Origin of the sequence: Pseudomonas sp. N040 (assembly GCF_015637705.1) — a bacterium.
Classification (GTDB): Bacteria; Pseudomonadota; Gammaproteobacteria; order Pseudomonadales; family Pseudomonadaceae; genus Aquipseudomonas.
The window spans coordinates 161,379-178,397 of record NZ_JADOBE010000003.1 but is presented as its reverse complement, the minus strand read 5'-3'; the positions used below and the strand labels follow the sequence as shown (position 1 = coordinate 178,397).

Here is a 17,019-nt window from a genome sequence, read left to right as displayed (position 1 = left end):
CAGCCGGCGCAGCGGCGGCGATGCCGGCCAGCAGCCGGGCGCGGAGCGGGCCCGGACGGCTAGTGGTTCTGGCTGAGAAAGGTGGTCGGCAGGGTACTGCGCAGGCCGCGCTCATCCAGCTCCAGCTCGGCCCGCAGGCCGTCCGCGCTGCTGGCAAACAAGCCGGTCTGCAGCAATGGCTGGCTGACAAAACCATAAAACTGCATCGCCTGTTGGCGGGCGATGGTCTGGCCCTGTCCGCGCAGGGCGGCATTGTCTTCCAGCGCGCCGAGGAACATGGTTCTGGACAGGTTTGCCTTCACCGTTAGCGGCTGGGGTCCAACAGCTTTGTCCAGCTGCATGCCGCTACGGCCGTCTGCATTAGACAGCGCCAACAGCGTGCCCTGCACGTGGCTCGCCGGCGGCAGCGCGGTGGCCCAGGCCTGCGTCTGGCCAGCGAAGGCTTGCGCCACTGCCGCAAGACTCACGCCTTCAGCCGTCAGCTGCTGGCTGAGCTGGCCGACCGGCTGGCCCCACAGCGCCAGTTCGCCGGCTGAGAGTTGCAAGGCCAAGGCTGCCGTAGTGGCATCCCCGTCCAACTGCACCTGCTGCTCAACGCCCGTCAGGCGCAGCAGTGGCGCGCCACCTTGCTGCAGCTCAAACTGCTGCGTCGTCAGCTGCAGATCCAGCGAATCCAGTGAAGCATCGACAGCCAATTGCAGATCGCTTACCGCCAGTTGCCAGACGCCCAGTGGCAGCCTTGGCGTAGCACCCTGCAAGTCCGTCTGCAGGTGGCCGAGATAGCTCAGGCGCAGATTGCCAGAGAACTCCGCCGGCAATGCCTGCTGCTGTTCACTGTGGTGTTCTTGCAGGTCGAGCAGTCGCAGCCGATCCGTCAGCAGCGCCGGGCGCAGGTCGAACTGCGCCAGCCGGTCTGCGGGGAACGGACCGTGGCCGATGTCGTTGGCCACGCGCAGCACCAGCTGCCGCCCGGCATCCAGCGGCCAGTCCAGGCGCAGGATGGCGCGGGTACTGAACCAGCCACCGTGCAACTCCTGCACACTCAGGCGGGCGCCGTTTTCCAGCTGCACGGGCGTCGCCTGCAGGGGTGCCAGTTGCTGGCGCAACAGCACGCCGGTCAGGCCGGCCACGCCGACCACCAGCAGGACAAACAACCCGGCCAGCCAGGCCCAGGTTCGCGGTTTACGCAGCCAGTTAAGCATCGCCGTACCCCGTCACTGACACGCCGGATCCGGCTGCATGGCCCAGCGCGTGGCTTGCTCCAGCACACGGGCATAGCGCGGATCGCTATAGGAAGAAGCCAGATGGCCGGGTGCGCCGTAGAACGCCCGGCCCTTGCCCAGACAATGCTTCCAGGCGATCGGATGGTCTTTGCCCATGCCGATGTCGGCGAACAGCACCTGCGGCGAGTAGGTCTGTTCATCCAGACTGAGCAGCACCTGCACATCCTTGGGCGGGGCGCGGAAGGAGTACCACTCATCGGTCATGGAGAACGACTCTGGAAGGTGACTGACAATCGCATCCTGCGGGCTCTCGACCTTCAGCGTTGCCTCCTGGAACTGCGGGAACATCGGATGCGCAGTGAACTGCGCGCGCAGCAGCGACTGCGGGTACCAGGCCCAGGCATATTCCGGATCGCCACCGCTGCCGTGGATGCCGACGAAACCGCCGCCGTTCTGCAGATACTGCTCCAGCGCCGTGCGCTGCTCGGCGGTAAGCACATCGCCGGAGACGTTGTTCCACACCACTGCATCGAAGCGCGCCAGATCCTGCGGGTTATGCACGGCGGCGTTGTCGGTCAGGTACACCGACCAGCCGTTGGTCTCGCCCAACTTCTGGAACAACGCCTGCGCCGCCGGAATCGCTTCCTTGTGGATGAAGCCATTGGTCTTGCTGAACAGCAGAATCGCCGGGTGTTTGAGATCAGCCGGCAGAACCGGTGCCACGGTTTCGTAGGCCGGCTCGCGGAGAAAACCATCCATACGCAGCTTGATCGCCAGCGCGCCGGCCAGCAGCGCCAGTACGACCAGGGCAATCAATGCATAACGCCCGAAGCGGGCCAGACGGGAGGAAGAACGTGTCATCGGGTGAATCTCCTTGAAGTCAGATCTGGCCGGCGCGCAACTGCTGCACGGCGTAGTCGGCGGCGCGCGCGGTCAGCGCCATAAAGGTCAGTGACGGGTTGACGCATGAAGCCGAAGGCATGCACGCGCCGTCGGTGATGAACAGATTGGGCACCTCGTGACTCTGGTTCCAGCGGTTGAGGAAGGACGTCGCCGGATCGTCGCCCATGCGCGCCGTGCCCATCTCGTGGATGCTGCGCCCGGGCTGATTATTGACGAAGGTCTGCACCCCAACCGCACCAGCCAGCTCAAGCATGCTCTTGGCTTCGCGCAGCATGTCGGCACGCAGGGCAGCTTCGTTGGCGCCGTAGCGGAAATCGAAGGCCACCTGCGGGATGCCATAGCGATCCTTGAGGGTCGGATGCAGGTACACGCGGTTGTCGTAACTGGGCAGCACTTCACCGAAGCCACCCAGATACAGCACCCAGGGACCGGGGCCGTGCATGGCCTGCTTGAACTCCTTGCCGAAGCCGGGAATCAGCTTGTAGTTAAGATCCCAGCCGGGACGCATGGCCGCGCCCTGGAAGTTGTAACCGCGCACAAAGTCCAGGCCCTCACCCTCAGCGCTCAAATTGCGGAAGCGCGGGATGTACAGGCCGTTGGGCCGATAGCCATAGGGATACTTGTCCAGATAGCCGGGCACGATGCCGTAGGCACCATCCGGGGTGATGTGTTCGGTCAGGTAGCGGCCGAGCACACCGCTGCGGTTACCCAGACCGTTGGGGAAACTCGCGCTGGTGGAGTTGAGCAGGATCTGCGTGCTGCCCACAGTGGAGCCACAGAGGAACACCAGCCGGGCGCTGACGCGGCTGCGCGCGCCGGTCTGCGCATCGATCACGCGCACCGCGCTGGCGCGTTTGGTATTGGGGTCATAGTCGATGCCCTCGACCACGCTGTCGCCACGCAGGGTCAGGTTGCCGGTGGCGCGCGCCGCCGGCAGGGTCGCATTGAGGCTGCTGAAGGCGGCATTGAAGGTACAGCCACGCTCGCATTTGAAGCAGTAGGTGCAGGCGCCACGGCCGTTGCGCGCCTCGGTCTGAATCGCCACCCGGCCGATGGTCAGGTGGCGGTTCTCGTAGTGCGTCTGCAATGACTGACGCAGCACCTTCTCGACATGGTTGAGTTCCATCGGCGGCTGAAATTCGCTGTCGGGCAGGTGCGGCAGGCCGAGCGCCTCACCACTTACGCCAACGAAGCGCTCGACATAGCTGTACCAGGACTCGATATCGCGGTAGCGGATCGGCCAGTCGTTGCCATGGCCGTCGCGCTTGTTGGCCTCGAAGTCCAGATCGCTGAAACGGTAGACCTGACGGTTCCACAGCAACGACTTGCCGCCGACCACGTCTGCCCGTGTCCAGATAAAGGGTTGCTGCGGGTCATACACGTAGGGGTTGGCACTGTCGCGGTTGAAGAAGTGCCGGGTGGTCTCGTCGAAGGCGTAGCTCTGGCTCTGGATCGGGTAATCCTGCTCATACAGGTTCCGGTCCGGAAGCCCGCGCAGCGGAATCTTCCACGGTGGCATCAGGGCGGTGGTGAAATCCTTCTCGGGCGTTATCTCCTTGCCGCGATCGAGCACCAGCACTTTCAGGCCCTTCTCACACAGCTCCTTGGCGGCCCAGCCGCCGGTAATCCCGGAGCCGATGACGATGGCGTCGAATTCAGGCATGCGTTGCTCCTTCACCAGATGTACTGCTTGCCGTCGCTGTCAGCGAGGGTGGCTTCGCCGCGATAGCCATTGGGCACGGGCAGGTAGACCATCTCGGTCAGCGCCGCGCGTTCCGAGGTGTAGTAACCGACCACCACCAGTTCCTTGAGCTTGCTGAAGAACGGCGCCTGCTCGTCGATCAGCGGCTTGTCCGCCGCACTGGCCTGCGGCGGCGGATGCAGGCGCTGCTGATCGCGGGCATGTACCTCCTGCTCGGCCAGCAACACGGTCTGCTGCGCCTCGCTACAGGCGCTGTAGGAGTTGCCGAAACGCTGCTGCGCCTCGTGCTCAAGGGTATCCAGGCCCTGCATGAAGATGCCGTGCTCGGTGTCGGTGTACCAGCTGGTGACAATCTGCTCGATAAACGCCGGCACTCCGGCGTCGATGGCACCGGGCGTGTCGGTGCGCGGGATCACCAGTTCGGCCAGCACGCTGATCTGCGCGCGTTGCGCGTCACTCAACAGGCGCGGCGCAACCAGCGGCGCTGCAGCGGTCTGGGTGAGCGCCCGGACCAGGCCCGAGGCAGTGATGCCGCCGAGCATGACGGCAATCTGAAGGAAGTCGCGGCGCTGCATGAATCACCTCTGCACGTCGGGCCTGCACGTGGATGCAATATTGTTGTGTAATGCGCTGGCGCATCCTAACCAGTACAGCGGTGCGCAAACTACCCACGCGTGGACGATTACCCGAAAACCATGAGCCAACCCGTTGCCCGCTTCCTCGCCAGCCTGCCCGCCCCCAGCCAGACCGCACTGATGGCCCTGGCCGAGCCCTGGCAGGCTGCCGCCGGCGACTGCCTCTTTCGGCATCAGGGGCCGGTGGCGGCGTTGTGGATGATCGACCAGGGCCAGATCCGCTTCCAGCTCGACACCCCCGGCGGGCGCACCATCGTCACGGGCCTGGCCAGTGCCGGGCACTGCTTTGGCGACATCGAGATCAGCGAGGGTCTAGCCGCCCTGGCCGACGCGCTGGCGATCAGCGCCTGCCGCGGCTGGCGCCTGCCGCGCGCCGCGGTGCTGCAGGCCATGGAGCAGGTACCCGGCTTTGCCCGCCTGCTGGTCACCGGGCTGGCGCGCAGCCTGCGCCTGCGGCACCTGCTGCACCTGCACACCCTGCTGCAGCCGGCCGACCAGCGCCTGGCGCTGGCGCTGCTCAACCTGGCGCAGCCGGCGGTCGACGGCTCGGCCCGGCTGGTGGTGCCGGTGACCCAGGACGCGCTGACCGAATACACCGGTACCAGCCGCCAGTTCGTCAGCAAGCACATCAGCCTGTGGGCCGAACGCGGCTGGATCGCCACCCGTTACCGCAGTGTGGAAATCCTCGCGCCCGAGCGCCTGCGCGAACTGCTGGATGCCTCGACCGACCCGATCCTGCTGGCGATGATGGCCAACCGCTGACAGCAGCAGGCGGTGCCGGCGCATCGCGGGGCTGCCCGCTCCCGCCAGAAAGCGCCGAGACACCTGACGCCTGATACGGCTCCTGCTGTGCGAGAACGGCACCCTCGCCGCGGGGGCGGCAAAAGCGCGCGGCGGGGCGGCGCGCCTGCAGGCGCTGCTACCAACTCGAGGGGTTAATCAATACGTTATGGTTTGCAGACCCGCTTGCCGCAGGGGGCCGCCGGGTGGCAGCAGGGTGAGCGTAGGGTGGGCTTTAGCCCACCAAAGCCCATCGAAGCACTGTGTCTGGCATTGGTGGGCTAAAGCCACCCTACGCGGGGAAAAGCACGGCCAACCACTAATGCAGACAGCGCCAGCAATAACGCCACGGGCGGTCAGCCAGGATTGGCGCAGGCGCCCGCCGCATCAGGCAACCTGGTGGCTGTGCCGCTCCGCCTGGCGGCTGAACAGGGTGTGCGGGTGCAGCACCAGGACATCGCAATCCAGGTTATCCAGCACGGTTTCCGCGGTATTGCCAATCAGCACGCCAGCCAGGCCGCGCCGGGCCACGGTGCCGAGCACCACCATGCTCACCTCCAGTTGCCGGGCCACCTGCGGAATCAGCGTGCTGGCTGGACCCTCGCCGATATGCAGCTGGTTCTCGCTCAGCCCGTACTCGTCCTGCAGCCACTGCAGTTGCTCAAGACAGTTGCGGGCCAGGGCCTCCTCGAGGCTGGTGATCGACTCGGTCTTCGGCAGCCCGACCAGCTCATGGGCGCTGACTACATGCAGGCTGTAATCGAACAGCGCGCACAACTCCGCCGCCGCCGCGATCACATTGCCCTGCAAGGCCTTGTGCAGCTCATCCTGATGCGCGACATCCATCGCCGCCAGCACCTTGCCGCCGCTCCAGGCCTGGCGGCTCTTGACCAGCAGCAAGGGCACGGGAGCGTCGCGCAACAGGTGCCAGTCATCGGGCAGCAGCAGCTGCTTCTCGAGCCAGGAGGCCGGCTGCTGCTGCTTGATCAACAGATCGCTGTCCAGCCGCTGGCAGGCTTGCAGCATGGCCGTGCTGACCTGTCCGATGTCGACTGCGACCTGCTCGCCGCGGGCCCGGATGCCCAGCTCGCGCAGCTGGTTGAGCTGGCGCTGGAGAAACTCGCCCTGATCGGCGTGGGCGTCGCAGACCAGCAACTCGAGTGCGGCATCCAGCTTGAGCGCCAGCTCCTGGGCGCGCAGCAAGGCCAGGCTGTCGGCAGCCGGCGGCAGGCCGGCGAGAATGGTGCGTATCGAGCGCATGGCAACCTCCTCCCCCATTGGCAAGCGTTAATGGCGGACTGGCCTCGCGGGCAGTTTCTGGCGGACGAAAGTGGCGCCGACCGTGCACGGTGCCGGCATGGGCAGCCCGGCAAAGCGCTTTGCGCCTGCCGACTGCGACCAGTTTGCGCCGGCAACAGCCATGATATCCCGCAGATAACCAGCCAGAGCAGTTATCAGTTTCCTCCCTGGGCACGGATGGTCAAGCACGTGTTTAGCTTGTTTCGAGGTAAGCACTGGCGTTTTTGGAGACGATGGTTGCATAGCCCCCGAGACCGGCGTCCGCCTCAGCCGCAGGGCGGGGCACAGCCGCCTGGCGGCGCCGGATACACCGGGGCGAAGCCGCCGCCGGGGGTGCGGAAGTTGGTGGTCTGGCCCTGGTAGACGCGCGCCGCCACGCACTGCACCTCGCCGGCGTAGGTGTAGTTGCGCAGGTCGAACTTCAGCGCCGCAGTCTGCCGGGCCATCACCCGCTGGCCGGGCTGTACCAGCGCCTGGGCCACGTAGTCGCCGGCGAGGATTTCCGCCCAGACGCGCCGGGTCAGCTTGTCGCCGCGATACGCCGCGCGGCTGCCGAAGCCGGCGCAGGGCTTGAAGAACAGCGTGCGCCGCGCCGCCCACAGGCGTTCTGCATGCTCCGGGGTCACCCGTTCGGTGCGCGGGATGGCCGCCAGCAGCAGCGCGCGGGTCTCCGCCGGCACGCCGAAGGCCTCCAGCTGCACGGCATCGCTGAGCAGCGCCAGGTTGCGCTTGTCGGCATACAGGGCATGGGCCTGCGGGTGCGGGGTGAGCAACACCGCCTGCTCCACACAGGCCTGGCGCAAGGTGGCGCTGGCCGGCGTTTCCAGGGCGAAATCGGTCAGGCGGTTGTAGACCAGGTCGATGGCCAGCTCGCCCAGCCACAGCCGGCCGTCACGCAGGCTCAGCTGCGCCGGATCGGCAATCACGGCCTGCAGGCCGTGGCGCTGGAACAGTTGCTGGAACAGCAGGAATTCCGGGTAGAGGTATTGCTGCTCCGGCGCATCGTCGACGATGGCGATGCTGCGCAGCGGCCGCGCCGCACCGCCCAGCCGCCATTCCTCGTGAAACATGGCGATGATCCGTTCCTCCAGCGCCTCACTGCGCATGGCCGCCGGCAACATCTGCTCGATCGCCGGACAACAGGCGCGCTGCGCCCGCGCCAGCACCGCGTTGAGCATGGCGCCGCCGGCATTGCTGTTGATCTCGATCAGGCCGAAGGCATCTTCATCGACATGGAAGTCGTAGCCGAAAAACACCCCGCGCGGCGCCACCGCCTGCCGGGCAATGGCCGGCGCAGTGGCCAGCACCGCCGCGCGGTAGGCCGGCAGGGCCACCACCGCCTCCACCGCACGCACCACTGCGGCCATCCGTTCCAGTTCTGCCGGGGCGACGAACACCGGATGGCTGGCAAACAGGTACGGGCAACGCTCGCGCACCAGCTCGAACAGCCCCGGCTGGCCCAGCGACGACTCCAGCGCGACGCGCAACGCCGCGTGATCCAGGCCGATGCAGAAGCACTCGGCATTCAGCGCCTGCACCGACACCCCGGCGAACGTGGCCGGCGCCAGGTGCTCGGCGGCAGGGGCACAACAGGGTAGCTCGGACTCGGACATGCAGCACTCTCGACCAGGACATTTGCCTGCCACCATAACCAGCGGCCGCGGCACAGGGAAGCGGGCCGCGCAGCCTTGACTGCTAGCGCATCCCCGGCCGGAGGCGTCCGCGCCATTCCAGACAAGCGCCCGGCAGGCTGGCACAACGCCTGATCTAGCGGATTGAATCACCTATGGATTTGGCTCATAAGCGGTTTAAATTTGGCTATGTAAGCATTATGGGTTGAAGACCCGCTTATCGAAGGGTAGGCGTAGGGTGGGCCTTGGCCCACCGCTGCCAACCTGCCGCTCAACCTTATTGCACCGCTGCTTTTGGTGGGCTGAAGCCCACCCTACACGGGGAAAAGCACGCTCAACCACTGATGCAGGCAGCGCCTTTAATTTGCATGCGCCAGATAGGAGAGCCAGCTTGCCGGCTTTGCAGGATTGGTTAGCCGAGTAGCGGCGTAACCGGCATGACCGCCGCCGATGGGTATCGCTACGCTCGCCCCATCCTGCGAAATGCCTCCTGCAACACTTAACTTTTGCAATTCATCATTCACTCCGGCACCGGATTCCGACGCCCCTATCCAGAGCAGACAGCAATGAACCTGACCCTCAACGAAGACCAGGCCATGATCCAGGACATGGCCCGCAAATTTGCCCAGAGCGAGTTGGCCCCGGTGGCTGAAAAACTCGATCAGCATGGCGACCGCGCCCAGTTTCTGGCCAACCTCAGGCAACTGGCGGAACTCGGCTTCATGGGCCTGAACATCGACAGTCAGTACGGTGGCGCGGCGGCCGGCACCGTGGCTTTCAGCCTGGCGATCACCGAAGTCGCCCGCGCCTGTGCCTCCACCGCGGTGACCATGTCGGTAACCAATATGGTCGCCGAGGTGATTCAGGCGGTGGCCAGTGAAGAGCAGAAGCAGCGCTACCTGCCCAAGCTGTGCAGCGGCGAATACGCTGCCGGTGGCTTCTGCCTGACCGAAACCGGCGCCGGTTCGGATCCGTCCGGCATGAAGACCTCCGCCGTACTGGATGGCGATGAGTGGGTGCTGAACGGCGCCAAGCAGTTCATCAGCAGCGCCGAATACGCCGGGTTGTTCGTGGTCTGGGCCGTCACCGACAGCAGCCTGCCGCGCGGCAAGGGCATCTCCTGCTTCCTGGTGGAAAACGGCGTGCCGGGCCTCGCCATCAGCAAGGCGGAAAAGAAGATGGGCCAGCATGCCTCGGCCACCAACGAGGTGCGCTTCGAGAATTGCCGCATCCCCAGGGACGCGCTGATGGGCGAGCTGAATCAGGGCTTCAAGGTCGCGGTGGGCGAACTGGCCGGCGGGCGCATCGGCGTGGGTTCGCTGGCGCTGGGCATCGGTCTGGCGGCGATGGACTTCGCGCGCAACTACATCGGCGAGCGCAAGCAGTTCGGCCAGACTCTGGCGAATTTTCAGGGCCTGCAGTGGATGCTTGCTGACGCTTACACCGATCTGGAAGCGGCGCGGTTGCTGCTGATGAATGCTGCCGACCGCAAGGCGCAGGGGCTGAGCTTTGGCAAGGAGGCGTCGATGGCCAAGCTGTTCGCCTCGGAGAAGGCCAATAAAGCCTGCTACACCGCCCTGCAACTGCTCGGTGGCTATGGCTATATCAAGGACTTCCCGCTGGAACGCTATGCCCGCGACGTGCGCATCACCTCGATCTACGAGGGCACCAGCGAGATCCAGCGGGTCATCATTGCGCGCGAACTGCTGCGCGAGATCGCCTGAGTCCCATCAACCTTTTTTCAGAGAGACCATCATGGAATTGCAGAATAACGTTGTAATCGTCACCGGCGGCGCATCGGGCCTGGGCCTGGTCACCTGTCAGCAACTGGCCGCCCAGGGTGCCAAGGTTGTGGCCTTCGATCTGAACGAGGAAGCCGGCCGCGCGCTGGTGGCCGAACTGGGTGATAAAGCCGTTTTCGCCAAGGTCGATGTCACCGACGTAGCCTCGGTTGCAGCCGGCATTGCCAAAGCAATCGAAGCCTTCGGCCGCATCGATGTGTGCATCAACTGCGCCGGCATTGCCCCCGGCGGCAAGACGGTTGGCCGCAACGGCGCGCTGCCACTGGAAAAGTTTGCTCAGGTGATCAATATCAACCTGCTCGGCACCTTCAACGTGCTGCGTCTGGCCGCCGAGCAGATGGCCAAGAACGCACCGAACGCTGATGGCGAGCGTGGCGTGATCATCAACACGGCTTCCGTGGCTGCATTTGACGGTCAGGTCGGGCAGGCCGCCTACAGCGCGAGCAAGGCCGGCGTGGTCGGCATGACCCTGCCAATCGCCCGTGATCTGGCGCCGCTGGGCATCCGCGTGATGACCATTGCCCCCGGCATCTTCGACACGCCGATGATGAAAGGCATGGCGGACGAAGTGCGTGATCCGCTGCTGAAGATGGTGCAGAGCCCCAAGCGCTTCGGCGAGCCGAAGGAATACGCCGCGCTGGCCGCGCACATCATCACCAACCAGTACCTGAACGGCGAAGTCATCCGCCTGGATGGCGCGATCCGCATGGAGCCCAGGTAGGCGCCGCTTTTTGCCGCCGGCAAAGCCCACCCCCAGACAAGCGAGTAACCTGCAACTCTCCCTACGACTCCGATTGATCGCGCCCCTGCGGCGCACGCGCCAACCATCAACCGTAGGGTGGGCCCTGGCCCACCGCTGCCACCCTCTGGCCCGACCTGCCGTCTCGCGCTTTTGGTGGGCTGAAGCCCACCCTACGCCGACCCTACGACAAGCGAGCATTCGACCCGTACCACGGACAGCGTCAAACGGATCGAGTACTTTGCCAGGGCGGGTGCAACCCGCGCGGCAACCGCTCAGCTCTCCACCAGGCTCCACTGCTTGCCCAGGCGCTTGTCGGAAACAGCCATCTTCGTGCCCAGCTGCTGGGCGAACAGTGACACGCGGTATTCCTCGAGCATCCAGCGGTACAGGGTGAGTTGCGGGTCGCGCTTGCCTTCCTGGCGGTGCTTGGCCAGGCGCGCCTGGTATTGCGCCCAGCAGGCGCTCAGCTCGCCGCTCCAGACCCGGTCTTTCTGCAACTGGCTGCCCAGCTTGTCGAAGCGCTGCTCGACGGCCTTGAGGTAGCGCGGCAGCTCCTTCAGCCACTCGACCGGGGTTTCGCGGACGAAGCCCGGATAGACCAGGTTGCCCAGCTGCAGCTTGATGTCGTTGAGGGCCACGGCTTGGGCCAGGTCGATCTTGCCCTTGCAGCGCTTTTGCAGGGCGTGCCAGAGCTTGAGGATGTCCAGCGTCAGCCTGGCCAGGCGCTCGGCGTGCTCCGTCCAGGCTCCGCGCTTGCTTTCGGCCAGGGCGGCCAGGGCCGCACCGTCACGCGGCAGCGGCGCAACACCGTCGAGGATGCAGCTGTCCAGGCTGGCCAGCAGGATGTCCTCGACCAGCGCCTCGACCTTGCCCAGCTCGCGATAGAGCAAACCCAGCTCGGTCAGCCCCGGCAGCTTGCCGCGCAGGTACTTGGCGGGCTCGGCCAGTTGCTGCAGCAGCAGGCGCTGCAAGGCGCGGCGGTGCTGGAAGTCGGCTTCGGCGGCGGTCGAGAAGCGCTCTTCCCTGACCACCCCGGCCTCTTCCACCAATGCCGGGAACACGGTCATGCTCAAGCCAGCGATATTTTGCTGGGTCTTTTCCGCCACCTCGGCAAACGCCTTGGCCTGCAGCGGCCGCTGGGCCTGTTGTTGCGGGATGGCCAGGGCGGCCTGGCTGGCCTCGGCGAAGCGTGCACAGAGTTCGGCCAGGTCGCGGCCTTCGCCGAGCAGCTTGCCCGTGGCATCCACCACTTCCAGGTTCATCCGCAGGTGGCTGTCGAGCTGCCGGGCGGCCTCGGCCCAAGCCTCGTCCGGCACCCGCACGCCGGTCATGCGTTGCAGTTCGTGGCCCAGCGCCTGCGGCAACGAACCCTCGGCAAAGCTGATGCGCGCCAGGGCGGCCTTGATAAAGTCCGGCACCGGCACGAAGTTCTTGCGCAGCGCCTTGGGCAGCCCGCGCACCAGGGCCATGCACTTGGCCTCCAGCACGCCGGGCACCAGCCATTCCAGGCGCTCCGCCGGCAACTGCGGCAGCAACGGCGCCGGCACGCGCAGGGTCACGCCGTCACGCGGGTGGTTGGGCTCGAAGTGATAAGTCAGCGACAACTGCAGCTCACCCAGATGCAGGGTGTCCGGGTAATGGGCGGCGGTGACTTCGTTGGCCTCGCGGGCCAGCACGTCTTCCTCGCGCATGATCAGCAGCTGCGGGTCCTTGCTGCTGTTGGTTTTGTACCAGCTGTCGAAGGTCGCGGTCTGATGGATCTGGGCCGGGATGCGCGCGTCGTAGAAGGCGAACAGGGTTTCCTCGTCGGCGAGGATGTCGCGCCGGCGCGCCTTGGCTTCCAGCTCGTCGAGCTGTTCCAGCAACTCGCTGTTGGCTTTCAGGCAACGGGCGCGGGAGAGAATTTCACCGCGCACCAGGCCTTCGCGGATAAACAGCTCGCGCGCCAATACCGGCTCTATCGGCCCGTAATGCACGGCGCGGCGGCCAACCACGATCAGGCCGTAGAGGGTGATCTGCTCGTAAGCCACCACCTGGCCGCGCTTCTTCTCCCAGTGCGGTTCGAAGTGGTTCTTCTTGATCAGGTGACCGGCCAGCGGCTCGATCCAGTCCGGCTCGATCTTCGCCACCTGACGGGCGAACAGCTTGGTGGTCTCCACCAGTTCGGCGGCCATCAGCCATTGCGGGCGCTTCTTACCCAAGCCGGAAGACGGATGAATCCAGAAGCGCCGCTGCCGGGCGCCGAGGTAGTCGCCCTCCTCGGTCTTCTGGCCGATCTGGCTGAGCAGGCCGGAGAGGATCGCCTTGTGCACCCGGGCGTAATCGACGCCACGCTGCTGGGCCTCGTCCAGCGGCTTGGCGGGCTGCTCCTTGTAGGAGCGAGCTTGCTCGCGATCCTTCTGGTTCGGTGTCTGACCGACGGAACGCTGATCGCGAGCAAGCTCGCTCCTACCCGGCCGGGTGGCTTCGAACAGCTGCAGTTCCTTGCAGATCAGGCTGAGCTGGCGATGCGAGTCGCGCCACTCGCGCAGGCGCAGGTAGTTGAGGAAATTCTTCCGGCACCAGCTGCGCAGTGCGCTGGCGCCCAGCGCCTGGCGCTGTTCCTCGAAGTCGCGCCACAGGTTGACCAGCGCGGCAAAGTCGGAATCCACGTCCTTCCACTGCGCATGGGCCTGATCCGCCGCCTGCTGGCGCTCCGGCGGGCGCTCGCGCACGTCCTGCACCGACAGCGCGCTGGCGATGATCAGCACTTCCGGCAGGCTGCCCTGTCTGGCGCCTTCGAGCAGCATGCGGCCGAGGCGCGGGTCCACCGGCAGGCGCGCCAGCTGGCGACCGAGCGCGGTCAGCTGGCCTTCGCGGTTGACCGCCGAGAGTTCCTGCAACAGGTTGAAGCCGTCGCTGATCGCCCTGCCATCCGGCGGTTCGATAAACGGGAAATCTTCGATGGCACCCAGACGCAGATGCAGCATCTGCAGGATCACCGCCGCCAGGTTGGTGCGCAGGATCTCGGGATCGGTAAAGGCCGGCCGGCCGTTGAAGTCTTCCTCGCTGTACAGGCGCACGCAGATGCCCGGCTCGACCCGCCCGCAGCGGCCCTTGCGCTGGTTGGCGCTGGCTTGCGAGACGGCCTCGATCGGCAGGCGCTGAACCTTGGCACGGTAGCTGTAGCGGCTGATGCGCGCGGTGCCGCTGTCGATCACATAGCGAATGCCCGGCACCGTCAGCGAGGTCTCGGCGACGTTGGTGGCGAGGACAATCTTGCGCCCGGGACGCGACTGGAAAATCTTCTGCTGCTCGGCCGGCGACAGCCGCGCGTACAGCGGCAGCACTTCGGCGTGCTTGAGGTTGGCCTTGCGCAGCAGCTCGGCGGCGTCGCGTATTTCCCGTTCGCCGGGGAGGAACACCAGTACATCGCCGGGACGCTTGCCGGCGCTGCGCTCGAACGCGGCGAACTCATCCAGCGCGCGCAGGATCGCCTGATCGACGCTGAGGTCGTCTTCCAGGGTTTCGCCGTTCTCGTCCTGCTCGCCGAGCAGCGGGCGGTACCAGGTCTCGACCGGGAAGGTACGCCCTGACACCTCGACAATCGGCGCGTCGTTGAAGTGCGCGGCGAAGCGCGCCAGATCGATGGTCGCCGAGGTGATGATCAGCTTCAGGTCAGGGCGGCGCAGCAGCAGGGTCTTCAAAAAGCCCAGCAGGAAGTCGATATTCAGGCTGCGCTCGTGGGCCTCGTCGACGATGATGGTGTCGTACTTTTCCAGGTAACGGTCGTGCTGGGTTTCCGCCAGCAGGATGCCGTCGGTCATCAGCTTGATCAGGGTGGCGTCGCTGCTCTGATCCTCGAAGCGCACCTGATAGCCGACCAGCTGGCCGAGCGGCGTGTTCAGCTCTTCCGCCACCCGCATGGCCACACTGCGCGCGGCGATGCGCCGCGGCTGGGTATGGCCGATCAGGCCGTGCACGCCGCGGCCGAGCTCCAGGCAGATCTTCGGTAGCTGGGTGGTCTTGCCCGAGCCGGTTTCGCCAGCGATCACCACCACCTGATGCTTGCTGATGGCGGCCTTGATCTCGTCGCGCTTGGCGGCAATCGGCAGGCTGTCGTCGTAGCGGATCGGCGGGATGCTCAGCCGGCGCGCTTCGACCCTGTCGCAGGACTGCTGCAGGCGCTCGGCCCACTGCGCCTGCTTAGGCGCATCGGGCTGCTTGCGCAACTCGTGCAGCTGCCGGCGCAAGCGCTGCCGGTCGGCCAGCAGGGCCTGGTCGAGGCGGTTCAGCAGTTGGTCGAAATCGGAGGTCGGAGGGGTCATCAAGCTGCCGCGGGCGGATTCGCAAAGGCGGCGATTGTCGCAGATTTCGCCGCCGCAGAGGCGCCTGGCAGCATCAGCAACCTGCACAAACGACAAGGCCCCGCAGTGCAGGGCCTTGTCGTTTGTGCCAGGGCAGTGGTTACAGCTTGCCCAGTTTCTTCAGCTCTTCATCGCGCAGCTCGCGGCGCAGGATCTTGCCGACGTTGGTCGCCGGCAGGCTGTCGCGGAACTCGATCGAGCGCGGCACCTTGTAGCCGGTGACGTTGTCGCGCATGTGCTGCATCACCTGTTCCTTGGTCAGGCCGGAACCCGGCTTGGCCACCACGAACAGCTTGATCGCCTCGCCGGACTTCTCGTCCGGAATGCCGATGGCCGCGCACTGCAGCACGCCGGGCAGGGTCGCCAGCACGTCTTCCAGCTCGTTCGGGTAGACGTTGAAGCCGGACACCAGAATCATGTCCTTCTTGCGGTCGACGATGCGCAGGTAGCCGTCGGGCTGGATGATCGCGATGTCGCCGGTCTTCAGCCAGCCCTCGGCATCGAGGATCTCGTCGGTGGCTTCCTGGCGCTGCCAGTAGCCCTTCATCACCTGCGGACCCTTGACGCACAGCTCGCCGCGCTCGCCCAGCGGCAGCTCGACACCGTTGTCGTCGATCACCTTGCACAGGGTCGAGGGCAGCGGAATGCCGATGGTCCCCAGCTGGTTGTGGTCGATCGGATTGAAAGTGGCCACCGGGCTGGTCTCGGTCATGCCGAACCCTTCGCAGATCGAGCAACCGGTGACTTCCTTCCAGCGCTCGGCGGTGGCCATCTGCAGCGCCATGCCACCGGACATGGTCAGTTTCAGCGCGGAGAAGTCCAGGGCACGGAACGCCTCGTTGTTGCACAGGGCGACGAACAGGGTGTTGAGACCGACAAAGGCGGTGAACTTCCACTGTGCCAGGTCCTTGATCATCCCCGGCAGGTCGCGCGGGTTGGTGATCAGCAGGTTGTGGTTGCCGATCAGCATCATGGCCATGCAGTGCACGGTGAAGGCATAGATGTGATACAGCGGCAGCGGTGCCACCAGGATCTCCTGCGCCTCGTGCAGGTTGGCCCCCATCAGCCCGCGCACCTGCAGCATGTTGGCGATCAGGTTGCGGTGCGTCAGCATGGCGCCCTTGGCCACCCCGGTGGTGCCACCGGTGTATTGCAGCACGGCAATGTCCGAGCTCTGCGGGTTGACTTCCTTGACGCGCTGGCCACGTCCCAGGGCCATGGCCCGAGTGAACTTGACGTGGGGCAGCAGGTAGGGTGGTACCAGCTTCTTCACGTACTTGACCACACTGTTGACCAGCAAGCGCTTGGGCAGCGGCAGCAGGTCGCCGACCTCGGTAACCACCACATGCCTGACGCCGGTGCGCGGCACCACCTCATCGGCCAGGTGGGCCATGTTGGCCAGGCACACCAGCGCCTTGGCGCCGGAGTCGTTGAACTGGTGCTCCATCTCGCGGGTGGTGTACAGCGGGTTGGTGTTGACCACCACCAGCCCGGCGCGCATGGCACCGAACACCACCACCGGATATTGCAGGATATTCGGCATCTGCACGGCGATGCGGTCGCCCGGCTGCAGGCTGGTGTGCTGCTGCAGGTAGGCGGCGAAGGCTCCCGACAGCTCGTACAGCTCGCCCCAGGTGATGGTCTTGCCCAGGTTGGTGAAGGCCGGCTTGTCGGCAAAGCGCTGGCAGGATTCGCGCATGACCGCCTGGATATTCGGGTACTGATCGGGATTGATCTCGACCGGAACGTCTGCCGGGTACTTGTCCTTCCAGAAATTCTCGAGCATGAAAGCCTTATCTCCTGAGCAAAGCCGATCAGCGCAGCAATCAGCCGGTGTTGTTTTAATAGTCATGCCAGCACCCGGGGACGGGCAACGGGGCGGCGAGATTAGCAGTTTTGAACGCCACCGGCCAGACCGCAGCGGCAGCTCCCGGGCGCTGAACGCGCGCGCATCTT

The 17,019-nt window shown here is 65.6% G+C and carries 11 protein-coding genes; 3 read left to right on the top strand and 8 right to left on the bottom strand.

What is annotated here, in order from left to right:
- Positions 1-59: 59 nt before the first annotated feature.
- The 4 genes from ISX93_RS06210 to ISX93_RS06195 are packed head-to-tail and all read right to left on the bottom strand — an operon-like array spanning position 60 to position 4,403.
- Entirely contained in the window at positions 60-1,202 is a 1,143-nt protein-coding gene (locus ISX93_RS06210; RefSeq protein WP_195777845.1) for a DUF945 family protein, read from the bottom strand.
- Between the two features lie 12 nt (positions 1,203-1,214).
- Positions 1,215-2,084 carry a ThuA domain-containing protein gene (locus ISX93_RS06205; protein ID WP_195777844.1) on the bottom strand — a complete coding sequence of 290 codons (870 nt, stop codon included), beginning with the start codon at positions 2,082-2,084 and terminating at the stop codon, positions 1,215-1,217.
- A gap of 19 nt (positions 2,085-2,103) precedes the next feature.
- Positions 2,104-3,789 (bottom strand): GMC oxidoreductase, encoded by a 1,686-nt coding sequence (locus ISX93_RS06200; protein WP_195777843.1) that lies wholly within the window; start codon positions 3,787-3,789, stop codon positions 2,104-2,106.
- Between the two features lie 11 nt (positions 3,790-3,800).
- Entirely contained in the window at positions 3,801-4,403 is a 603-nt protein-coding gene (locus tag ISX93_RS06195) for a gluconate 2-dehydrogenase subunit 3 family protein (RefSeq protein WP_195777842.1), read from the bottom strand.
- A gap of 120 nt (positions 4,404-4,523) precedes the next feature.
- Between ISX93_RS06195 and ISX93_RS06190 the strand changes: the two genes are divergently transcribed.
- Positions 4,524-5,225: a Crp/Fnr family transcriptional regulator gene (locus ISX93_RS06190; RefSeq protein ID WP_195777841.1), complete on the top strand. Its 702-nt coding sequence runs from the start codon at positions 4,524-4,526 to the stop codon at positions 5,223-5,225.
- Positions 5,226-5,630: 405 nt separating this feature from the next.
- Here ISX93_RS06190 and ISX93_RS06185 read toward each other — a convergent pair whose 3' ends face one another.
- Together ISX93_RS06185 and ISX93_RS06180 are read right to left on the bottom strand one after the other, a co-directional pair.
- A complete protein-coding gene (locus tag ISX93_RS06185; RefSeq protein WP_195777840.1) occupies positions 5,631-6,503 on the bottom strand; it encodes a universal stress protein in 873 nt (290 codons plus the stop codon).
- 305 nt (positions 6,504-6,808) lie between these two features.
- Entirely contained in the window at positions 6,809-8,155 is a 1,347-nt protein-coding gene (locus ISX93_RS06180) for a hypothetical protein (RefSeq protein ID WP_229732079.1), read from the bottom strand.
- A gap of 584 nt (positions 8,156-8,739) precedes the next feature.
- Between ISX93_RS06180 and ISX93_RS06175 the strand changes: the two genes are divergently transcribed.
- Positions 8,740-9,897: an acyl-CoA dehydrogenase family protein gene (locus ISX93_RS06175; protein WP_195777839.1), complete on the top strand. Its 1,158-nt coding sequence runs from the start codon at positions 8,740-8,742 to the stop codon at positions 9,895-9,897.
- 31 nt (positions 9,898-9,928) lie between these two features.
- Positions 9,929-10,696, top strand: coding sequence for a 3-hydroxyacyl-CoA dehydrogenase (locus ISX93_RS06170; RefSeq protein ID WP_195777838.1), 768 nt, complete (start codon positions 9,929-9,931; stop codon positions 10,694-10,696).
- A gap of 293 nt (positions 10,697-10,989) precedes the next feature.
- Here the strand turns inward: ISX93_RS06170 and hrpA are convergent, their stop codons facing one another.
- Positions 10,990-15,024: an ATP-dependent RNA helicase HrpA gene (gene hrpA / locus ISX93_RS06165; protein ID WP_195777837.1), complete on the bottom strand. Its 4,035-nt coding sequence runs from the start codon at positions 15,022-15,024 to the stop codon at positions 10,990-10,992.
- Between the two features lie 139 nt (positions 15,025-15,163).
- On the bottom strand, positions 15,164-16,849 hold the full coding sequence (gene fadD1 / locus ISX93_RS06160) for a long-chain-fatty-acid--CoA ligase FadD1 (RefSeq protein ID WP_195777836.1): 1,686 nt from the start codon (positions 16,847-16,849) through the stop codon (positions 15,164-15,166).
- Positions 16,850-17,019 lie beyond the last annotated feature (170 nt).